Origin of the sequence: Bacillus xiamenensis, from assembly GCF_001857925.1 — a bacterium.
GTDB classification, from domain to species: Bacteria; Bacillota; Bacilli; order Bacillales; family Bacillaceae; genus Bacillus; species Bacillus xiamenensis.
In genome coordinates this window covers 3,200,791-3,220,103 of record NZ_CP017786.1, presented here as the reverse complement: position 1 = coordinate 3,220,103, position 19,313 = coordinate 3,200,791, and the positions used below count along the sequence as shown (strand labels likewise).

The window sequence follows — 19,313 nt, the reverse complement described above, 5'->3', positions numbered from 1 at the left end:
ATCCCGCAATAAACGCTTCCATTGCCTATTTTTCGGCATTTATAGCCTCTATTTATTCATTTCCATTTTTCTCATTTTGTCGAAATGGTTGTTAAAACCTGCTTTTTATCGTTTGAAAAGATCATTTTTCAAGTTAGACAGCTCTGCTGTTTGATGAGATGATGATGACACGAAAAAAATCCCCTCCAAGTATTGTGTAAGAGCCAAGATATTTTCTTGGGCTTTTACACCATCTGCTTAGAGGGGATCATATCAACAACAAAAGGCTTTTTATAAGACATCTGTTACTTGATCCATATTCTCTTTGATCCAATTGACAGCTAATTCAAGCGTTGGAAATTCTTCTGTTTTAAATGTGACTTCATCTTGAAGAAGCCAGACGTCCTTTTTCACTGAATCCATTCCACCAATTGACCAGTGCAAAAGGCTATAAGGATGATTATTATTTAAAAACGACACCCACGTTTTGTTTTGTGCCGTGTTTTGTATCACTTTCAGCTTTTGATCCACTACTTTTCCACCTTACTTTACAAGTATACCCATTCTCGGGCTGAGTATTTGTTGAGGACTTTTCAACATAAGTGTATTGGCTTTTTCATTAAAATCAATCGTCATTTCCTCGTCAAAAAACACCTTTTGTGCTGTGTGTATATATAGGTGAAATGGTTGATTATGCTTGAGCTGTTCCCACTCACCTGTTCTTTCGCTTGTCAGCCAAATCATTGGTACACCGCTTACTGCACAGCCGCATCCATCTGAATCATAGCGAAGGAGCAGTTCTTTTGTTTTATGCTCTGCTTGCCTTTTTGTAAGAAAGGCTGCTGCTGGTTCCGTTATATGAATATACATGACGAACATCCTTTTTTCATTGATTGTTACATTGTAACATATCAGCCATCAATTAAACATGTTCGCGCCCTTGCCAGTGAATGCTTTAGATGATCTTGTTCTATGTAATGGTCATTCTCTTGCCTGATTGTTTGTTTCAAGCTGCTTTGACCAATTGAACGCCTCTTGCTCAATTTCTTTAATGATCGCATTTTTTCCGTTTATATAGCTTGCCATATCCTCTGGGTGTGCTTTCGCTAATTGGCGCTTTTTGTCTGCATAGTCCTTGGCACGACCTGGTGCTGCTCTTAAATAATCACGGAACACTAAATGTCTTTTTACATCCTCATGTCCAGCTTCATAGGCGTGAATGTGATGTGATCGCTGTAAGCCGCCTTTTCTAAAAAAACGTCTTCCTTTGAGTCCGTTTTCTCCTAGCGGTTCATAACCAAGCTCACTAAACAGATGACTGCATTCATCTAACTTGCTGATCTGTTTCACCTCTAGCAGAATATCAATAATAGGCTTTGCGGCCATTCCTTTAATCGACGTACTGCCAATATGGTGACCATCTCCCCAGTTGTCACCCACTGCCTTCTTCAGTTTGTCTAGCTCATGATGAAATTGTTCTTGCCAGCTCGTTTCATATTCAACCACTTCCACCTTCCGAAGCATTGAACGTTCCATCTTTATTAACATGAGATTGTTTTCTACTTGCAAACGGGCCGTTTGTTTAAACCCGAGTTTTTCATAGAGCCGGATCGCTGGTCTATTTGCTTCCGCCGTTGTGAGCTCGATTGGCAGATGATGCTCGATAATAGCCTGCATCAACTCTGTTCCAATCCCTTGATGGACACCATGAGGATGCACAGCTAACCGGCTGAGAACGACCCGGTCCTCATGCATTTCATATGAAGCGATCCCTAACAAAGAGCCTTCTTTTTCAAACCCTATGAATATCTCATTTGCATCCATTACATCTTTAACTATTTCTTTTAAGGGCGGTAAATCTTGATAGCCAATTTGCTCTGCCTCCATCTGATATGCGGCCAATTGGATGTGTAATATCTGTTTTGCTTGTTCCTTATTTTTTTGATCCAGCTGGATGATCATTTTTTCACCTCCAGCTTCTTCATAAATAACACACGGTCTTCATGAATTCCATCGTAATCTGAAAAGACAGAGATGCCATCTACTGTTTTATCTCCCTTTTCTATCTGAAAACCGAGTTTTGTATGGTAAGCAATGGAGACTTTATTAACAGGAGCTGTGACGGCCTTAATCGTTGTTCTCCCTTCCTTTTCAGCCGCTTCATAAAAAGCTTGATAGAGGATTTTGCCTATTTTTAATTTACGGTGATCGGGATGTACGCCAACAAAATGAATATAGGCTTCATCCGGATGAGATTGCGATAAAAAACCAACTAAAAAACCGATCAGTTCTCCTTTTTCGACGACGACAAAACTTGTTTGCTGGAAATGTTCAAAAAATAGCTTTGGCAATTTTGCACGCAAATCTCTGCCTCCCCACCAGCTTTGGATGACGGATGTGACTGCGTAAAAATCCGACGGCTTCACTTGGCGTATCATGATGGCCTCGCCCCTTTTCTCATTTTGTCTTTTCTTATTCGAATCGTTTTTTTCACAAAAAAGAGATTGTTTCAATAGTCTACCTGTCTGATCAGATGGTTGTAAAGACAGTGTGCCAGCCTTTTTTCAGTTTAACTTTGTTGGTTCTTCGTCTTTCAGCCGCCATCTCCTTTTAAATCTTCACACTTATTTCAAAAAGTTCACTTTTTGTGCGAAAGTTTCTTTCTTTGGTTATGTTAAGATGAACCCTATAGGAAATGTGACAAATGTTTATTGGAGATGATCATGTTGGTTTGGGTTGTTATTTCACTTGTTGTGTTTAGTCTTTTAAAGCTGCTTGTCACCTCGCTGCCTTCTGGTGTGGTCGAACGCCTGCTGAGTCGTTATGCGGTTCATGCAAAAGTAACAAGTGAGCAAACAAATATTACTTTTCAAGGTCGTTCGCTTGATGAGCAGCGAGCATCTGAAGTCATTCAACACTTTAATGACGCGATCTTTATTGAACGCTACTATATTTATCCTGGTGATGAGGAGCGTTTTCTTCATCCAAATGAAGGGCCGGCGCCGCTTACGATGCAAACAAAGCTTGGTAAGCACGATGTCACCCTTTATCTGTTCCATTATGATGACCATGTGGACGTGGTTCGGCAGTTTACACATAAGCCAAAGAAAAAGCTTACGGCTTACCGTTTGCGTTCTGAACCGCTCCAAACTTTCCACAGCCTGGCACATGCTTAACAATCGTTGCAGCAGACGAGACGAAGTGTTAATCACTTCGTCTTTTTTGTATGGACAGCTTTTGAATGATTTACCAGTATGAATTTCACCTCATGTTGTTTACAATAGATATAGAACATATGTTCTAAGAGGTGAAGTACAATGAATGAACGAGCGATTCTGCTTGTGGATATGCAGTCATTTTATGCATCAGTAGAAAAGGTGGAGGCGCCTCATTTAGAGAATGTGCCGCTCATTGTCTCTGGAGATCCAGAGCGAAGAAGCGGAGTCGTCCTGGCAGCCTGCCCTCTCGCTAAGAAACGTGGCGTACAAAATGCATCAAGGTTATGGGAAGCACAGGAGAAATGTCCTGAAGCAGTGGTTGTACGTCCACGTATGCAGCGCTATCTCGATGTCTCTGTCATGATTACAGAACTGCTTGAACAATACACAGACCTTGTCGAGCCATATTCCATTGATGAACAGTTTCTTGATATTACAGGCAGTCTTACACTATTCGGCTCTCCGCGCGAGATCGCTCAACATATACAAACAACGATTATGAACCAGACTGGCATTTACGCACGTGTGGGCATCGGCCCTAACAAAGTGCTCGCTAAAATGGCCTGTGACCATTTTGCCAAAAAAAACACATCCGGCATCTATGAACTGAGTGCCGACCGAGTTGCTGCTGATTTATGGCCGCTCCCGATTGGGAAATTATTTGGCGTTGGCAAACGAATGGAACATCATTTAAAACGAATGGGCATTAGTACCATTGGGACACTTGCTGCTTATCCGTTGGACCGGTTAAAAAAACGCTGGGGAATCAATGGGGAGCTCCTGCAGCGAACAGCTTTAGGACACGATCCCTCACCAGTCACTATTCACACACATGATCAGCAAAAAGCCGTTGGACATCATATGACCCTTCCCCATGATTACGCGTCTTTTGAGGACATCAAAGTCGCTCTTCTTGAATTGAGTGAGGAAGTGGCTAGACGGGCACGTTTTAAGCATTATCTTGGTCAAACGGTGTCTGTTGGTGTAAGAGGAGCTGATTTTTCACATCCAACAGGATTTCATCGACAAATCAAGCTTCATTCACCTACACAGTACGGCACAGATATTGCAGAGGCTGCGATTCAGCTATGCCAGCAGCACTGGGATGGTCAGCCCATTCGCAGTGTAGGTATCACCCTCTCACAGCTGCGGCCTGACAGCCACTATCAGCTGACTTTATTTGATCACCATTTGAAGAAAGATCGACTCAGCAAAGTATTTGATGCGATCCATTTGAAGTATGGACCTGCGGCACTACTGCATGCTTCGTCACTGACAAGTGCTGGCCAGGCATATCACCGCGCCGAAAAAATTGGCGGGCATTACAAATAACGGAGGCGAACAACCATGAATCCCAATAAATTAACACCTGGATACAACATCATGTGGGAATCAAGCCGAATGATGCTGCCAGAGCACCGGGAGCAGCTTCTTGCTCAAAAACGAAAGAAACAGGAATACACGTCTCTTCCGCTCAGCTCCGATCAGCTAGAGGAAATGAATTTTTTGATCACACAGTCTATTACAGAGGATCAAGCGATTTGCGTGACGTATGTCGCATCAGGCATGAAAGCACAGTTTTGGGGCTGGGTCAAAGCCATTCATTATGAAACGCGGCGCATGAAAATGGTGAATGACGAAGATGTGCTAAGCCTTTCCTTAGAGCAAATTATCGCCATTGATCTCGATTGATTTCTCGTAAAATGAGCAGACGAATCAGTGGAGCATTGTCCGCTTCCCTTTCCTACAAAGCCCTTGCTCATCAAGGTTTTTATGCACCAGCAGCACGACATATCCTCTCCCATTCACTGGGGGATTCGAGCTTCTCTGCCATATGACGGATGTCTCCTCCATCAAATTGTGTATTTAATTTGCACAATTTTTCATGTATGATTGGAACATCTTACAAACGCAGGGGAGACGCAGCATGAAAAATAATTTACGCACTTTACATCCACTTAGTTGGACGATCATCATCGGCACGATATTTGGCCGAATGGCGACGTCCATGAGCATTCCTTTTTTGGCCGTTTATTTGACACAAGTCAAAGGCGCCTCAGCCTCTTCAGCTGGGTTAATCATTGCCGTCAGCTCTCTTATTGGGATCGTTGCGAGCTTTTATGGCGGCTATATTTCTGACCGAATCGGCAGAAAAAAGGTGATGCTTTTATCCATCTTTGGTTGGACACTTGTCTTTGTTGGCTTCGCGTTTGCAGATGCCATTTGGGTCTTCTTTTTTATGAATGCTTTAAATGGACTGTGCCGGGCGCTGTTTGAGCCAACATCTAAGGCGCTCTTATCAGATGTGACCCCCGCAAGCATTCGGTTGTTTGTCTTTAATTTACGGTATACGGCCATTAACATTGGTGTCATCTTCGGCCCGCTGCTTGGTTTATATCTCGGGTCATCAAAAACAACATTTCCATTTCTCGTTGCTGCCTTCATTTACTTTTTATACGGATTCACGCTGGCATGGCAATTTCAAAAGCATCCCGTTGCTGCTCCAGAAAACACCAAACAAATCAGTGTCAAAAAAGCCCTTTCTATTATCCAGAAAGATACGGTCTTTAGCATCATCCTCATCGGTGTGACTTTATGTTCGTTCGGATATTCACATCTAAGCTCAACACTGCCTCAATATTTATCGGCATCCCCTATGATTGAGGATGGCCCTAAGCTATTTGGGTATCTTTTATCCTTAAACGCAGTTGTTGTCATTGTCGTTCAGTACCCGCTGATTATGATCGCCAAGCGCTACTCGACCATTTTGTCGTTGACTACTGGGAATATTCTTCTAGCAGGCAGTTTGTTTGCCATTGCTTTTTCACAAAGTCTTGGTGCGCTTGCTCTCATCATTGTCGTGTTTACGATTGGTGAAGTTCTGCTATTTGCGATGATGGATCTTTTTGTGGACAATATTGCCAAACCTGAAGTGAAAGGATCGTACTTCGGCGCAATGGGGTTTTCTCAGCTCGGCAGCGTCGTCGGACCGTTTGCCGGAGGATTGTGTATTGACTTATTTGGCGCAGCCCATCCCCTTTCCATTTTTTCAGTCTTGGCGATTGTCACCGTTGCAGGCGTCCCGTTCTTACTCATCGGATACTACCGCCTAAAAAAACGAACGGCCGCTGCCGTGGCTGTGAAAGTAAGCGGAGGTCATTAAAAAAACCGCTCTCTTGTGTGAGCGGTTGATCTTTATACCCGGCGGATAGCAATCTCCTCCACCTTATGCTGGTCGCCTTTTTTTAATATGAGGTCAGCCCGATACTTTGTCGGCAAAATATTTTCATATAAGTTCGGCCGGTTCACTGTATTCCAAATCGTACTTGCCATCTGATCCGCTTCTTCATCCGTCAAATCCTTGTATTGATGAAAGAAGGATTCAGGGTCTTGGAAGGCTGTTTCCCGCAACAAGCGAAACCGCTCTTTATACCAAGATTGAATTTGTGTTTCAGCGGCGTCCACATAAATCGAAAAATCAAAGAAATCGGATACAAACACGCGTGGTTCATCCTTCAGATCATCCAGCGCTGGGGATTGCAGCACATTGATTCCTTCAATGATGACAATATCTGCATCCTCCACTGTTTCGTAAACCCCTTCCAGCCGGTCATAGGTAAGATGTGAATACACAGGTGCATGCACAGTTTGTTTACCTGATTTCAGTTCATTTAAAAACGAAAGAAGCGCTTTGACATCATAGCTTTCTGGGAATCCTTTCTTTTCCATCAGTCCTCGATCCTTTAACTCTTTTTGAGGATACAAAAAGCCATCCGTTGTTACGAGACTCACCTTCAGCCCATCTCCAAGCCTTGATAAAAGTGTTTCAATGATACGTGCAGTCGTGCTTTTCCCAACAGCCACACTTCCAGCAATCCCAATTAAAAAGGGAATTTTGGCATGGTGCGGGTAGTTTAAAAAAGCATTCACATGCTGATTTTTTTGTTTTTCTGCAAAGACATGTAATGTCAGAAAACGAATAAGCGGTATGTAAATATCTCGAACTTCTTCTAGCGATAAGTAGTCGTTTAATCCTTGAAGCGCTCTCACTTCTTCTTCTGAAACAGATACCGGCATATATTCTCCAAGAGCGGCCCAGGCCTCTCTCGTATGGCGTGTATATAGTGTATTAAAATCAAGCCGTTCGTCAGTCAAAATCTTTCCCACCAATCTTCACTAAACTCATAACCAAAAAGACGATAATCCGATTGTAGCTTAAAATGAAGGCGCTGTCTTTATTTTTCAACGAAAGTTTGCTTCTTTTGCGAAAAAAAGCATTAAATAAAGGAAAATGAGGGTAAATAAGAGTATGCAGTTTGATAGATAGAAGGGAGCACACCAAATGAAATATGTGATGATTGGCGGAGATGCAGCAGGAATGAGCTGCGCTATGCAAATATATAGAGAGGATCCAGACGCACACATTGTTGCTTTTGAAAAAGGAGAGATTTTCTCATATGGACAGTGCGGACTCCCCTACTTGATCGGCGGTCTCATTGATCATCACAGGAAACTCATCGCACGCAGCGCCGAAACCTTTCGTGACAAATATGGAATTGATGCTAGAGGCTTACACGAAGTGACCTCGATTGACCCGAAGAAAAAAACGGTGTCAGGTCTTCACACAAAAACAAAAGAGCCATTTACAGAAAGCTATGACCGGCTCTTGATCGCAACGGGAGCAAGCCCCGTCACACTTGATCTAAACACCCATTCATTAGAAGGTGTTCACGTATTAAAAACAATCCCGCATGCCTTGTCTATTTTAAACAATCTAAAAAAAGACGTCACACATATCACGATCATTGGTGGAGGATATATCGGTTTAGAAATGGCTGAAAATTTAAAAGCGCTGGGAAAAGACGTTCATATCATTCAGCGGGGTAAAACACTTGGTCCAGGCTTTGATCCCGATATGGCAAAATATCTGAAAGAAGAAGCGGACAATCAAGGCATTCACGTGGTACTTGGTGAAACAGTGCAAAAATTAAAGGGCAAGACATATGTAACAGCTGTTCAAACAGACAAACAGACCATTGAAACAGACATGGTCATCATCGCCGTTGGTGTCACTCCGCAAACATCCTTTTTAGACAGCACAGGAATTAATCGTCTACAAAATGGTGCAGTTGTTGTGAATGAATACATGCAGACCAATGTAAAAGACATTTATGCAGCCGGTGACTGCGCAGCGACCTATCATCGTTTGAAGAAAGAACTGGATTATATTCCGCTTGGCACAACAGCGAACAAACAAGGAAGAATCGCAGGCTTTCATATGACTGGAACCAACCGGGCGTTTCAAGGCGTAACTGGAACAGCGGTGATGAAATTCATGAACATGACAGCAGGACGAACGGGCCTATCAGAGAAAGAAGCAAAGGAAGCGAATATTCCTTTCTCTACGATGACCATCGACAGTACAGATCACGCTGGCTATTACCCACATGCGCAGAAAATGAAAGTGAAATTGATTTATAGAAGCGATGACCATACCTTGCTCGGCGCCCAAATTATTGGTCAAGACGGTGTAGATAAACGCATTGATGTCATGGCAGCTGCTCTTTACCAGGGGCTGACGGTGACAGATCTTGAAGATTTAGATATTAGCTATGCACCGCCTTTTAACAGTGTATGGGACCCGCTTCAGCAAGCGGCAAGACGAACATAAAAACCACTTAAAAATCAAAAAAGAAACCAGCTGTGACCGGTTTCTTTTTTTGTTATTTTTTCATCATCGCTTTACGTGCTGCTTTTTCAAATAAAAATGGGAATAATTGATACAGCTTACTGCCAGCATTCATCCAGCCTGGTAAATTAATCTCTCTTTTTTTCGTCATCATGGCTGACACGACCTTTCCTGCCACCTTGTCAGCACTAAGCATCATAAAATCCACGTTTTTCACATATTCACCGCTGCGATCTGCAATGGTAAAGAAGTCTGTGGCAATCGGCCCTGGGTTCACCGTCGTAACGTGAATCCCGCAGTCTGCGAGCTCCATTCTAAGGCTGTTTGAAAATCCGAGAACAGCATGCTTAGATGCCGAATAGATCGCTGATTTAGGGGTGGCAATTTTCCCTGCCTGAGACGCGATATTGATAATATGTCCCTGTCCCCTTTGTTTCATCTCTGGAATGACCTTTTTCGTGCAGGCAATTAAACCAAATACATTGACCTCAAACATTGACACCATTTCCTCAATGGATGCATCCTCTACAAGATCAAATACCCCAAAGCCGGCATTGTTGACCAAAATATCAACAGCACCCACTTCTTGATAGGCTCGATCAATGTCCTCAAACTGACTGACATCAAGCTCTACGATGTGACACACCCCGCCAGCGCTCATAATCTTTTCTTTCACATCCGTGAGCTTTTCAAGTCGTCGTGCGGAAATCATGATTTCTGCTCCTTGGGCGGCTGCCAAATACGCCATCTTTTCACCAATACCGCCAGATGCACCTGTAATCCATATTCTCTTTCCTGTTAATCTTCCCATACGTTTCACTCCTTAGTTCGCCCGGTAATAGAGGGTTCCGTCTTTTTGCACTTCTTCAATTTGTCCAGCCGCTAAGAGCACATCGAGCTGACCTACTGTCTCGGACATCGTTAAAAATAGGGCTTCTTCATACAACACTGGAAATAGCTTGCGGCAAAGATGAAAGGCCGTCATTTCTTTTCGTTTGAGCAGCTGATACATCGTATTTGCCCGTTTCTCTTGTTTCTTAAATCTTTCTTCGATCAATTCATGATGAGATGTGATCAGCTGACCATGACCTGGATAAATTGTCTTGATTGGCAACTGCAATAACCGCTTGAGCGATGCTTTATATTGAAGCAGCGATTTTTGACGTTCTTTTCCTTTCACCGGCGCCTCCATTAATGGATTTGAAGAAATGGTCGTGAGCAGTAGATCGCCACCAATGAAGTTCCCTGTTAATTCATCTAAAAAAGAAAGATGAGACTGTGCATGTCCTGGGGTCTCCATGACTAGGAAGTGATCATGCCCCTTCAAACGATCGCCTTCCCTTATGACGTCATGAACATGCGCAGTACAAGAATATGTATAGGACTGCTTCACGATTCTTTCACACTCACTTTGACGAAGCGGCACACCTAACTGCTGAAAAAAATCATCCATAAAAATGATTTGGCGCTGTTTAAACGCTGAATCCTGACTAATATAGGGCTCATTCAGCTCATGTCCGATCACACGGACATGAGGTTTCATCAGATCTAAAAGACCGACATGATCTGCATGATGATGTGTCAAAACCACTTGATCAATATCGTCTATTGATAAATGATGTTCCTTTAATTGCGTAACAAAGGCATGCTGCGCTTCTTGTGTCATTGGCCCGCAATCCACTAAGGTCACCGCGTCACCTTTTAATACATATGCATGGACATCCCCCACAGCAAACGGTGTAGGAATGGATAATTGAATGATTTCTTCTTTCACTTTTATACGTCATCTCCTGCTTTTTGACTCATGGATCATCACCATTTACGCTTCTTTATTCATTGTATCTTGCAAAGGGCAGACTGTCATGCGGTTTGGATAGTCAATTTTTTTCTATCTCCCCTATTGACACAAACTTGTCCATCGTTGCATAATGAACAACAAATATATGATGCGCGATGACAAGGATTAGTAAGCAAAATAATGATGCAAGAGAGTGAAGTCCGCCGGCTGTAAGACTTCACCATCCTCTTATTTGCTGAACCTGCCCTTTGAGCTGTTAGGCAAACCTAAACGTTTCCCGCGTTAAGGGACTAGAGCTGAGTATGCATGATTGCATGCTAATTGAGGGTGGTACCGCGAAAAAACCTTTCGTCCTTTGCAGACGAGAGGTTTTTTTATTTTCTACAAGGAGGAGCAGCTGATGAGTAAAATTGGATTTATCGGTGCAGGCTCGATGGCCGAGTCTATGATCAAAGGGTTATTAAAAAGCGGCATGATGTCAAATGAAGATATCATTGTCACAAATAAATCAAACAAAAAACGATTAGATGAATTAAAGACACGTTATGGAGTCAAAACAGACTTCTCCCGTTCCTTTATTTATGATGAAGCTGATATTTTGGTGTTTGCTTTAAAACCAAAAGATGCGGAAAGCGGGATTGCTGATGTACGTCCTCATTTGAATGGACAGCTGATCGTTTCTATTTTGGCGGGTATTTCTATTGAAACCATTCAACATTATGCCGGCGGGAAAACGGCGGTGGTTCGCGCTATGCCAAATACTTCAGCGGCGATTCAGCAATCTGCAACCGGCATTGCCGTAAGTGATGAAGTCACAGAGGCACAAAAGAAAAAGGCGGTTGAGCTGTTTGAAACGATCGGTCATGTGACGGTCTTAGATGAATCACAGCTGAATGCGGTCACAGCCATTGCGGGCAGCGGTCCTGCCTTTATTTATCATTTGATTGAAGGAATGGAGCGAGGTGCATCGGAGCTTGGGATGGACCAAGAGACAGCGAAATTGCTCATTTGTCAAATGATTGCAGGGGCTGCTAATATGCTGCAAGATAGCGGAAAGGAACCTGCTGAACTGCGCAAAGAAATTACCAGTGAAGGCGGAACGACAGAGGCTGGACTGAACACACTTGCTTCCTATCAATTTGAAGAAGCGATTGTCGATTGTGTGAAAACAGCGACAAAACGTGCAGCAGAATTAAACGACATGTTTTCAGCAAGTACGTATAAATAATATAGAAAAGCACCTGTTTTGATGGGGTCAGTCCCATGACAGGTGCTTTTTTACATATATCCATCTATTTTTTCTCGCTCGTCATTGAATTCAAGCAGTGTGATTGATCTTTTGGTTCTTTCTGTTCTTTTGTTGAAACGGCTTGTTCTATTAGATAATCACGCGCTTGATAAAAATGAACATCAATCAACAATTCTTGGTGCTTCATTGATTAGCACCTCCTCATATAGATGATTTGTTCATGGATAGGATGGCTTTTATTTGGGCGAGGTGATGATTTTCATGTAAAGCAATGGTTTCAGCTAAGATTTGGACTGTCATCACCCCTTCTTCAGGATGGAGACCAGAGCAATCCCATGTATCCTTGTGTAATAGCTGGAGTGTGTTGTTTCTGCTCTCTTTTAGGCGCTCAAGCAATGCACGGATCTCTTGTGCGGTGTACCTTTCATAAGCTCTTTCCTTCACATAAATCTCAGGATCATACGATTGGAAAGGTGTGTTCTCATTTGAAAGTGCCTGCTCTATCCGCTCTGACCAGACTTCCTCTGTATCATACAAATGGCCAGTGATTTGTTTAATAGACCACTTGCCTTCTCCTAAAGATTGATCTAATGTGTGCTCATCACAAGCCTGCACTAGCTCCTCAAGCTCACGAATACTCCTTTGAAGCGATGTGACGATTTCTGTTTTTGTTAATTTTCCAGTTTCCATTGCGTAATCAAAGTCTCCTTTATAGTGAATGCATTTCTCTTTTGGATTCATCTTGCGGTTTCTCTTTTAGTAACAATAAGTTGTTCATCAAACCAGCTAATATCAAAAGACCTGCCATACACATAGCAATGACATGTATAGGAATCAAATCTCCGATGAACGCCATGATGATAAATCCACTAATATAAAATATGCGTGATAATGCAAGTCCAGCCGAAAAAACCCGGGCTCTTAAATGACTGCTTGCATATGTCATAATATTTGTAGAGTACAAAACTTCGACTGGGCTGTATAATAGATTTGCTAATAAAACAACAAATAAAAATCCAATAAAATTTGTTTGTTGATAGGAAAGCGCATGTAATATCGCTAACAATATGATCGATATCGTTGACCATCTTTTATAAAACTGAAAGGAGAATTTCACTTTTTTAAAATAAGCTGCGAGTGTAATTCCTCCGATTATTTGCCCTAGTCCACTTATTGTATGTCCAAGCCCTAAGCCAAAATTCCCTTCCTTTGCTACTTCTAAAATGTACAAACTAAACATGACATAAACAATGCTTAAAGCGAATTCTCTAGACATCAATATCCATATGGCACTTTGAATTTTGGGCGACCCTTTGATTTCTTCAATGCCCTCTTTAAAGCTTTGAACATATGACACATACTCTTTTTTTTCAGACGTTTCTTTCGCTTTAATAGGGATTAGCAGCATAGCTGATAATAAAAATGTCATCGCATCCACCAAATAAATGGTGGAAACGGACCAGATTTCTGTGACCAACCCGCCCACACCTGTCGCAATCAGCATGGAGGCACTAAAAGACGTTGCCAGTATACTATTTCCCTTAGAAAGCTGCTCTTTATCTAGGATTTCAGGAATCATAGATGAACGAGCAGGCAAGTATATACCTGAAAAAGCACCATTTAACGCTAGTAAAAAATAAAGGATAAACGGTGTCACATTCAATGTAACTACTAAAACAAAGCCTAGTCCTATGATAAAGCGTGCCAAATCTGCAAAAATTAAAACTTTCTTGTAAGAAAACTTATCTATAATTGGGCTTAAAAGCATAGATGTTAAAATGAGAGGAAGCATTGAACAAATAAATAGAATACTTAGGTGAGTCGCTCTGCCAGTAAGTTCATAGATTAAGCCAATCGTAGCGATCGTTCTAAACCAATCTCCAAAAGCAGATAAGTTTTGTCCAATAAAGAAACTGACAAAGTGCTGATTTTTAAAAAGAGATGTCGTTTCTTTCTTTAAAATCATTAGAGGAGCACCTCTGTCGTCTCATACCAGCCTAATTCTTTTTGCATAAACTCGACGGCTTGATCATAATTAGCTCTTTCTTTTTCTGGTATAAGATCAACTAAAATCGCAGGATACCAAGGTTTCGCTTCTTCTTTTATCACAAAATATTGCTCCGCCTCCTCCACGATCCCTCTCAACATGAGTAATTCTAGTTTGCGATAAATCTCTTCACGCTTTGGCATTTGATTAAGATGTGCTTTTTCTATTTTCATTGTTTTAGGGAAAAAGACGAGTCTTCTATCAAAAGCATGATACTCTCTAGATTTGACAATAGGTAATTCTTGAGTTGTCAGGCTTTCGATGTATCTTTGGGTATTTCCTTCATTTGACCATATCATGCCTTGCATGTACGAGATGGCACCTGTGCCAAGTCCAATATATTGATCTTCATAACCACCGTAAATCACTTCGCCATATTGAAAACGTTTATTTTGATGCTCAGGAGCCATAAACGTATAGACATAATTTTGATGCCAGCCCTTCGTTTTTAAGTGACGATAGAGTGTGTCGCTAAACTCAAACTTTTCTTTAGGATTTGGCGGCATAGGAACTTTGCCTTTATTTATTTTTGATAACCATCCCTTTGAACATGCAATGTATTCTAATGGATACGTATCAATACTTGTGCTTCCTAATGCCATCACACCATTTATGTCCTCTATCATCTCTTCTTTCGTTTGCCCAGGCAGCTGATATAATAAATCAATATTATAGGATTGGAAATGCCGCTTCATTAAGTCTACCGTCTGAGAGATTTGATCAAAACTAGCAGTTAAATTGAACATTTTCCGATAATGTTCGTTTAATGTTTGGACACCAAAGCTCCCTCTATTTGCTCCACCTTCAGACATGGCAGCCACTCTTTCTGTTGTAGCTGTCTTTGCTTCACACTCAAAAGTCCATTCATAGTCAGGTGACAATGTGAAGTTTTCTTTTATTGCAGTCGAAAGTCGATAAATCAGCTCAGGAGGCATAATGGAAGGAGTCCCTCCACCAACAAATACCACATCAAAAGTCATTTTTTGAATATTAGGAGATTGTGATAGAATGCGCATCTCATTGATTAAAGCATCAATATACTTTCCGATCATAGGCTCATATTTTGTGGATTTAATAAAGGGGCAGAACGAACAGATGGTATCACAGAAAGGGATATGTAAATATAAAGCATTTTTCCCCTTTTGAAATGTTCGTTCTTTTTGGATGAATTCTGTCACACGAGATTGTGCTCCTTCTTGGCTAGATTGACCAAAAAACGGATAAAGAAAATTCCATAAAGGCGGATGCTCTTCATAATAATTTTTCATATTTGACAATTCTCTCACCCAACTCTCATCTATTTTTAGTCCTTATACAGATTCACAGAGAAGCTAAAACATTCGCTTCTCTGCGGTGTACACTGTTTTGTAAGTATTCGTTCATTTTTTAGATCGCAATCCATTCGTTACGTTTCATTTAAATCACCTCCTTATAATTAGGGTAATTGTAACTAAATTACATAATTGATTATAATATACTTTTCTGAATATTTCAATCATTTTAACTATTTTTGTTAGTTCTATCGTTTCACATCACCGTTTTCATATATAACTTCTGGCATAATGAAGAAAAAATAGACTAAATGTTCACAACAAAAAGCCCTATCATCACGATAGGACTTTTTGCCACATATGCTTACTCTTTCTCTAATAACGCATGAATCGTTGATTCTAAGAGCGACGGCAAAACGCCGAAAGAGAACGGGATATGCAGACGTTCTGTCCATTTGTGCGGGTCCTTTCCTAATGGACCAACGTTGATGACCGGAACGTAAAGTGCCTCCTTTTCTCCTTGCGGTAACGAGTAGCCTTTTTGGTAAAGCGGCATGTTGACCGTATAATCGGCTACATCCTGTTTTTCAAGCTGCAAGTAGCTTAAATCAGACAATCCGGGGAAATATTTCACTTCTTCTACTTCAAGTCCATAGACCTCTTTTGCCTCCCTTTGAATCTTCTTTAAGGTCATCTGAATATGCTGATCATCTGTTGAAGACACTGAAGGATAAAATGGCGGACTATAAAATAGAACAATGAGCGGCCCCTCTTCCTTACAAAGAGTCGTCAGCTCTGATACGATTTTGGTTGAGAAATCACGATCTCCGAGCTCACCCCGGTTGGCGAATGCATAGTTGACAATACGCTCGACTTCCTGCGTGCCTGATCGTTCAGCGGCTTTTTGATACAGCTCATGATATGTAAGAACCGTGATGTTCGTGTCAATGGGTGTAAAGTGTTTGAAGCGCTGAAATGCAGCCGTTTTCTGTTTCAGATTGGCCTCAATTTGCATGGCTGCTTGTTTCGCAGTTTCATAGAGAAGCCCGTGGAGCTCTTCACTTGAGCGTTTCATCATAAGCACATTAAATAGAGAAACAGCCGTGTGAGGCGTTTGAACGGAATAGGCTTCTTTCAAATCCTTTTGCATCAAATTGGTGGGAGGCGGCGTCACTTCACCATCTACTTCCTCACAATAATCACTATTCAGTTCTAACAAACGGTTGAGTTCAGACACCATAAAATTCGCGTTTAAGCCTGAGAAAGGCTCTCCTACATGCGTTTCAATTCCTTTACAAAAAAATCCGGCAAGCACCTTCCCTATACTGCCTGTATAAATATATTGGTGCGTATCTCCTGGATACTTTTCAAACATCGGCTCGCTGTTTAAACACGCGGTATAATCAAGATCGTACTTCTCCTTGAGCTCTTTTAGCTTTGGGACAGCCTCGAGCATTCCCTGTGAGTTCACCTCTTCATCTGGAACTGTCACGAGAAGGACATTTCCTTCAAATCTCTCCGTCATCGCTCTTTCCAGCATAGAAAGCTGCACGGTCAAACCTGCTTTCATATCCATAGACCCTCTTCCAAACAGCCAGTCACCTGAAGCCAAATCCTCTCTTGCTCTCTTTGGAAGAAGCGCACTTTTTTGAGAAAAGGATGCCATTAACTCTTCGGGCTTACACGCCATATTTTGAAATTCTCCGTAATCCTCAGTATCGACTACATCAAAGTGACTGAGCAAAAGTACGGTACGTGGCAGCGTACTGCGTTTGACAAGAGCCGTTAAATAATACCGGCCGTCTTTCATCGGATGCAAAGCCAAATGGTCAGGATGCTGCTCAAAATACGGACGCTCCCTCAGCAAGTAATATACATATTCCGCTAACGCGACTTCTCCCGTTGTACCAGATATGCTTTCATATTGCATAAGAGCTGTGAGCAGCTCCTTTAGTTCACTCTCTGTTTGCCATTTCATCCGTTTTCCCCCTTTGATGTCCTTGATCTTATCCTCCATTATACAAAAACGTGTAGAAAAGCTATATGGTTTGAGCACCTTTTATGACGAATGTTTGAATGGTTGTTATAATCGGCTATACCATTCTATGAGGAGGCGAAGGTAATTGGAAACAAAACTCTTTTCACCTTGGACATTAAAAGGTGTCACACTCAAAAACCGCATTGTGATGTCACCGATGTGTATGTATTCATCCTATGACAGGGATGGGAAATTACAGCCTTTCCACTTTGCACATTATATTTCCCGCGCGCAGGGTCAGGCTGGTCTAATCATGGTTGAGGCAAGTGCTGTTTCTCCTGAAGGAAGAATTAGTGATCAAGACCTCGGGATATGGAGTGATGAGCACATTGAAGGATTTGCCTCCTTAAACGAACAAATCCAAGCATATGGAACCAAAACAGCCATTCAGCTAGCCCATGCGGGGCGTAAGGCGGAGCTGGAAGGTGACATTCTTGCCCCCTCCAGCATTCCGTTTGATGAACAGTCGAAAACACCTGTGCAGATGTCTGTCGATCAAATCAAAGACACGGTTCAGGCGTTTCAACATGCAGCTGTCCGAGCAAAAAAAGCTGGATTTGACATCATTGAGATTCATGGTGCGCATGGCTATTTGATTAACGAATTTCTTTCACCGCTTGCAAATCAGCGGACAGATGAGTACGGCGGCTCACCAGAAAACCGTTATCGCTTCTTAAGAGAAGTCATTGATGCGGTCAATGAAGTATGGGAAGGGCCTTTATTTGTCCGTGTATCCGCTTCTGATTACTCAACAAAAGGACTCGATATTGCTGATTATATTGGCATTGCCGCATGGCTGAAAGAACAGGGTGTTGACTTAATTGATGTCAGCTCAGGCGCTGTGGTGCCGGCTGATATGAAAATATTCCCCGGCTACCAAGTACCTTTTGCAGAGAAAATAAAAGAAGGTGCGGGTATTCAAACAGCTGCTGTCGGTTTGATCACATCTGGTATACAGGCAGAAGAAATTTTGCAAAATCAGCGTGCTGACTTGATCTTTATCGGCAGAGAATTTTTACGGGATCCGTATTTCCCAAAAACAGCCGCTAAACAGCTGCGTACATCCATTGAAGCTCCGCGACAATACGATCGCGCTTGGTAACCGCTCTAAAAAAAAGTGTCTATTTTTTGAAATAGGCATCTTTTTTGTTTTTAAGAGAAACATCTTTGCCTTTTGTGCCGTCTTTTAGCTAAAGAATCACTTAGAGGAGATGGAAGAATGAACTCTGCAATGATTGAAAAAACTTATCATATAAATGGACATCACTTTTATACGAAGCATCGTCAAGGCAAAAGGCAAGCGACCATTATCTTTGAAGCAGGCTACGGAATTTCTGGCGATACCTGGACAAATATTGCCCGTGATATTGATCCAGAGCTTGGGGTTTTCTTATACGACCGTTTAGGAAATGGGAACAGCAGTAAAAGCCATGAAGGAAGAACGCTGCATGACCTTGCGGATGATTTAGATGCGCTTTTAAAACAAGCCAATATTCAGCCGCCCTTTCTTATTGTGGCGCACTCATTCGGTTCTCTCGTCAGCCGCTTATGGGCAAGCCGCAGAAGTGAAGATGTGATCGGTATGGTGCTGTTAGACCCGGCAAGTGAAGATCAAGAGCAGGTCATCCTGCCGCTTTTATCAAAAGAAGAACGCACTTCGTATATGGCACAGTTCACAGCAGAGTGTACACATGAGGATTTTCAGCAAATGCTAAGTACGATCAAGAAGGAGCAAACGCATTATGGCATGATGCCGCTTCTTGTCATTTCATCAGGCAAAAGCCGGCTGCTTCATCCAGCGCATGAAGCTTGGCTCAGGCTTCATAAACAAATGCTCACTTTGTCATCCCAAAGCGGATGGATTCAGGCGCAGAACAGCTCGCACTATATTCATCATGATGAACCACATATCGTGCAGCTTGCGATTTATGATGTATGGTGCGCAGCAAAACAGCCCGTCTCCTATTATCAAACAGCCAATTAAAAGCAAAAACTCCTTGATGGACATCCGTCAAGGAGTTTTG

At 42.0% G+C, this 19,313-nt stretch carries 20 protein-coding genes and 1 other annotated feature; of the genes, 8 read left to right on the top strand and 12 right to left on the bottom strand.

Features of this window, described 5'->3' with window-relative positions:
• Positions 1-270: 270 nt before the first annotated feature.
• The 4 genes from BK049_RS16440 to BK049_RS16425 form a co-directional block, all read right to left on the bottom strand.
• A complete protein-coding gene (locus tag BK049_RS16440; RefSeq protein ID WP_008358750.1) occupies positions 271-510 on the bottom strand; it encodes a YqkC family protein in 240 nt (79 codons plus the stop codon).
• A 12-nt stretch (positions 511-522) separates the two neighbouring features.
• Entirely contained in the window at positions 523-849 is a 327-nt protein-coding gene (locus BK049_RS16435; protein WP_008358751.1) for an iron-sulfur cluster biosynthesis family protein, read from the bottom strand.
• 111 nt (positions 850-960) lie between these two features.
• Positions 961-1,941, bottom strand: a complete 981-nt coding sequence (locus BK049_RS16430; RefSeq protein WP_071168977.1) for a GNAT family N-acetyltransferase — start codon at positions 1,939-1,941, stop codon at positions 961-963.
• Positions 1,938-2,492, bottom strand: coding sequence for a GNAT family N-acetyltransferase (locus BK049_RS16425; protein WP_082194745.1), 555 nt, complete (start codon positions 2,490-2,492; stop codon positions 1,938-1,940). Before BK049_RS16425 ends, BK049_RS16430 begins: the two co-directional genes overlap by 4 nt.
• Before the next feature lie 213 nt (positions 2,493-2,705).
• On the opposite strand from BK049_RS16425, the gene BK049_RS16420 reads away from it, so the two are divergent.
• The 4 genes from BK049_RS16420 (at position 2,706) to BK049_RS16405 (ending at position 6,360) form a co-directional block, all read left to right on the top strand.
• A complete protein-coding gene (locus BK049_RS16420) occupies positions 2,706-3,155 on the top strand; it encodes a YfmQ family protein (RefSeq protein ID WP_071169249.1) in 450 nt (149 codons plus the stop codon).
• Between the two features lie 141 nt (positions 3,156-3,296).
• Positions 3,297-4,529 carry a DNA polymerase IV gene (locus BK049_RS16415; protein ID WP_071168976.1) on the top strand — a complete coding sequence of 411 codons (1,233 nt, stop codon included), beginning with the start codon at positions 3,297-3,299 and terminating at the stop codon, positions 4,527-4,529.
• Between the two features lie 15 nt (positions 4,530-4,544).
• The gene (locus tag BK049_RS16410; protein ID WP_071168975.1) at positions 4,545-4,889 is read left to right on the top strand and encodes a YolD-like family protein; all 345 of its coding nucleotides are present in this window, start codon (positions 4,545-4,547) and stop codon (positions 4,887-4,889) included.
• 235 nt (positions 4,890-5,124) lie between these two features.
• Positions 5,125-6,360, top strand: a complete 1,236-nt coding sequence (locus tag BK049_RS16405; RefSeq protein ID WP_008358765.1) for an MDR family MFS transporter — start codon at positions 5,125-5,127, stop codon at positions 6,358-6,360.
• 32 nt (positions 6,361-6,392) lie between these two features.
• Here the strand turns inward: BK049_RS16405 and coaA are convergent, their stop codons facing one another.
• Entirely contained in the window at positions 6,393-7,352 is a 960-nt protein-coding gene (gene coaA / locus BK049_RS16400; protein WP_071168974.1) for a type I pantothenate kinase, read from the bottom strand.
• A 187-nt stretch (positions 7,353-7,539) separates the two neighbouring features.
• Between coaA and BK049_RS16395 the strand changes: the two genes are divergently transcribed.
• Entirely contained in the window at positions 7,540-8,868 is a 1,329-nt protein-coding gene (locus BK049_RS16395) for a CoA-disulfide reductase (RefSeq protein ID WP_071168973.1), read from the top strand.
• A 52-nt stretch (positions 8,869-8,920) separates the two neighbouring features.
• Here the strand turns inward: BK049_RS16395 and BK049_RS16390 are convergent, their stop codons facing one another.
• Together BK049_RS16390 and BK049_RS16385 are read right to left on the bottom strand one after the other, a co-directional pair.
• Positions 8,921-9,697: an SDR family NAD(P)-dependent oxidoreductase gene (locus BK049_RS16390; protein ID WP_008358769.1), complete on the bottom strand. Its 777-nt coding sequence runs from the start codon at positions 9,695-9,697 to the stop codon at positions 8,921-8,923.
• A gap of 12 nt (positions 9,698-9,709) precedes the next feature.
• The gene (locus BK049_RS16385) at positions 9,710-10,660 is read right to left on the bottom strand and encodes an MBL fold metallo-hydrolase (RefSeq protein WP_008358771.1); all 951 of its coding nucleotides are present in this window, start codon (positions 10,658-10,660) and stop codon (positions 9,710-9,712) included.
• Positions 10,661-10,830: 170 nt separating this feature from the next.
• Positions 10,831-11,043 (top strand) — a binding site (T-box leader).
• A gap of 41 nt (positions 11,044-11,084) precedes the next feature.
• Between BK049_RS16385 and proC the strand changes: the two genes are divergently transcribed.
• Positions 11,085-11,912, top strand: coding sequence for a pyrroline-5-carboxylate reductase (gene proC, locus BK049_RS16380; protein WP_008358774.1), 828 nt, complete (start codon positions 11,085-11,087; stop codon positions 11,910-11,912).
• Positions 11,913-11,976: 64 nt separating this feature from the next.
• Here the strand turns inward: proC and BK049_RS19610 are convergent, their stop codons facing one another.
• The 5 genes from BK049_RS19610 to BK049_RS16360 form a co-directional block, all read right to left on the bottom strand.
• A complete protein-coding gene (locus tag BK049_RS19610) occupies positions 11,977-12,120 on the bottom strand; it encodes a hypothetical protein (protein ID WP_155887863.1) in 144 nt (47 codons plus the stop codon).
• 14 nt (positions 12,121-12,134) lie between these two features.
• The gene (locus BK049_RS16375) at positions 12,135-12,674 is read right to left on the bottom strand and encodes a DinB family protein (protein WP_008358776.1); all 540 of its coding nucleotides are present in this window, start codon (positions 12,672-12,674) and stop codon (positions 12,135-12,137) included.
• Positions 12,643-13,899: an MFS transporter gene (locus tag BK049_RS16370; protein WP_071168972.1), complete on the bottom strand. Its 1,257-nt coding sequence runs from the start codon at positions 13,897-13,899 to the stop codon at positions 12,643-12,645. Before BK049_RS16370 ends, BK049_RS16375 begins: the two co-directional genes overlap by 32 nt.
• Positions 13,899-15,248, bottom strand: a complete 1,350-nt coding sequence (locus BK049_RS16365; RefSeq protein ID WP_008358779.1) for a coproporphyrinogen-III oxidase family protein — start codon at positions 15,246-15,248, stop codon at positions 13,899-13,901. The genes BK049_RS16370 and BK049_RS16365 overlap by 1 nt, the downstream gene beginning before the upstream one ends.
• A gap of 367 nt (positions 15,249-15,615) precedes the next feature.
• Positions 15,616-17,229, bottom strand: coding sequence for a M20/M25/M40 family metallo-hydrolase (locus BK049_RS16360; RefSeq protein WP_008358781.1), 1,614 nt, complete (start codon positions 17,227-17,229; stop codon positions 15,616-15,618).
• A 145-nt stretch (positions 17,230-17,374) separates the two neighbouring features.
• On the opposite strand from BK049_RS16360, the gene namA reads away from it, so the two are divergent.
• Positions 17,375-18,391: an NADPH dehydrogenase NamA gene (namA, locus tag BK049_RS16355; protein WP_008358782.1), complete on the top strand. Its 1,017-nt coding sequence runs from the start codon at positions 17,375-17,377 to the stop codon at positions 18,389-18,391.
• Between the two features lie 117 nt (positions 18,392-18,508).
• On the top strand, positions 18,509-19,273 hold the full coding sequence (locus BK049_RS16350; RefSeq protein ID WP_071168971.1) for an alpha/beta fold hydrolase: 765 nt from the start codon (positions 18,509-18,511) through the stop codon (positions 19,271-19,273).
• The last annotated feature ends 40 nt before the right edge of the window (positions 19,274-19,313 follow it).

What these genes read in the sequence shown, in the direction of transcription:
- BK049_RS16435 (WP_008358751.1), bottom strand. Translation starts at nt 849, where the DNA reads ATGTATATTCATATAACGGAACCAGCAGCAGCCTTTCTTACAAAAAGG.
- BK049_RS16430 (WP_071168977.1), bottom strand. Translation starts at nt 1,941, where the DNA reads ATGATCATCCAGCTGGATCAAAAAAATAAGGAACAAGCAAAACAGATA.
- BK049_RS16415 (WP_071168976.1), top strand. Translation starts at nt 3,297, where the DNA reads ATGAATGAACGAGCGATTCTGCTTGTGGATATGCAGTCATTTTATGCA.
- BK049_RS16410 (WP_071168975.1), top strand. Translation starts at nt 4,545, where the DNA reads ATGAATCCCAATAAATTAACACCTGGATACAACATCATGTGGGAATCA.
- BK049_RS16405 (WP_008358765.1), top strand. Translation starts at nt 5,125, where the DNA reads ATGAAAAATAATTTACGCACTTTACATCCACTTAGTTGGACGATCATC.
- BK049_RS16395 (WP_071168973.1), top strand. Translation starts at nt 7,540, where the DNA reads ATGAAATATGTGATGATTGGCGGAGATGCAGCAGGAATGAGCTGCGCT.
- BK049_RS16390 (WP_008358769.1), bottom strand. Translation starts at nt 9,697, where the DNA reads ATGGGAAGATTAACAGGAAAGAGAATATGGATTACAGGTGCATCTGGC.
- proC (WP_008358774.1), top strand. Translation starts at nt 11,085, where the DNA reads ATGAGTAAAATTGGATTTATCGGTGCAGGCTCGATGGCCGAGTCTATG.
- BK049_RS19610 (WP_155887863.1), bottom strand. Translation starts at nt 12,120, where the DNA reads ATGAAGCACCAAGAATTGTTGATTGATGTTCATTTTTATCAAGCGCGT.
- BK049_RS16375 (WP_008358776.1), bottom strand. Translation starts at nt 12,674, where the DNA reads ATGAATCCAAAAGAGAAATGCATTCACTATAAAGGAGACTTTGATTAC.
- BK049_RS16370 (WP_071168972.1), bottom strand. Translation starts at nt 13,899, where the DNA reads ATGATTTTAAAGAAAGAAACGACATCTCTTTTTAAAAATCAGCACTTT.
- BK049_RS16365 (WP_008358779.1), bottom strand. Translation starts at nt 15,248, where the DNA reads ATGAAAAATTATTATGAAGAGCATCCGCCTTTATGGAATTTTCTTTAT.
- BK049_RS16360 (WP_008358781.1), bottom strand. Translation starts at nt 17,229, where the DNA reads ATGAAATGGCAAACAGAGAGTGAACTAAAGGAGCTGCTCACAGCTCTT.
- BK049_RS16350 (WP_071168971.1), top strand. Translation starts at nt 18,509, where the DNA reads ATGAACTCTGCAATGATTGAAAAAACTTATCATATAAATGGACATCAC.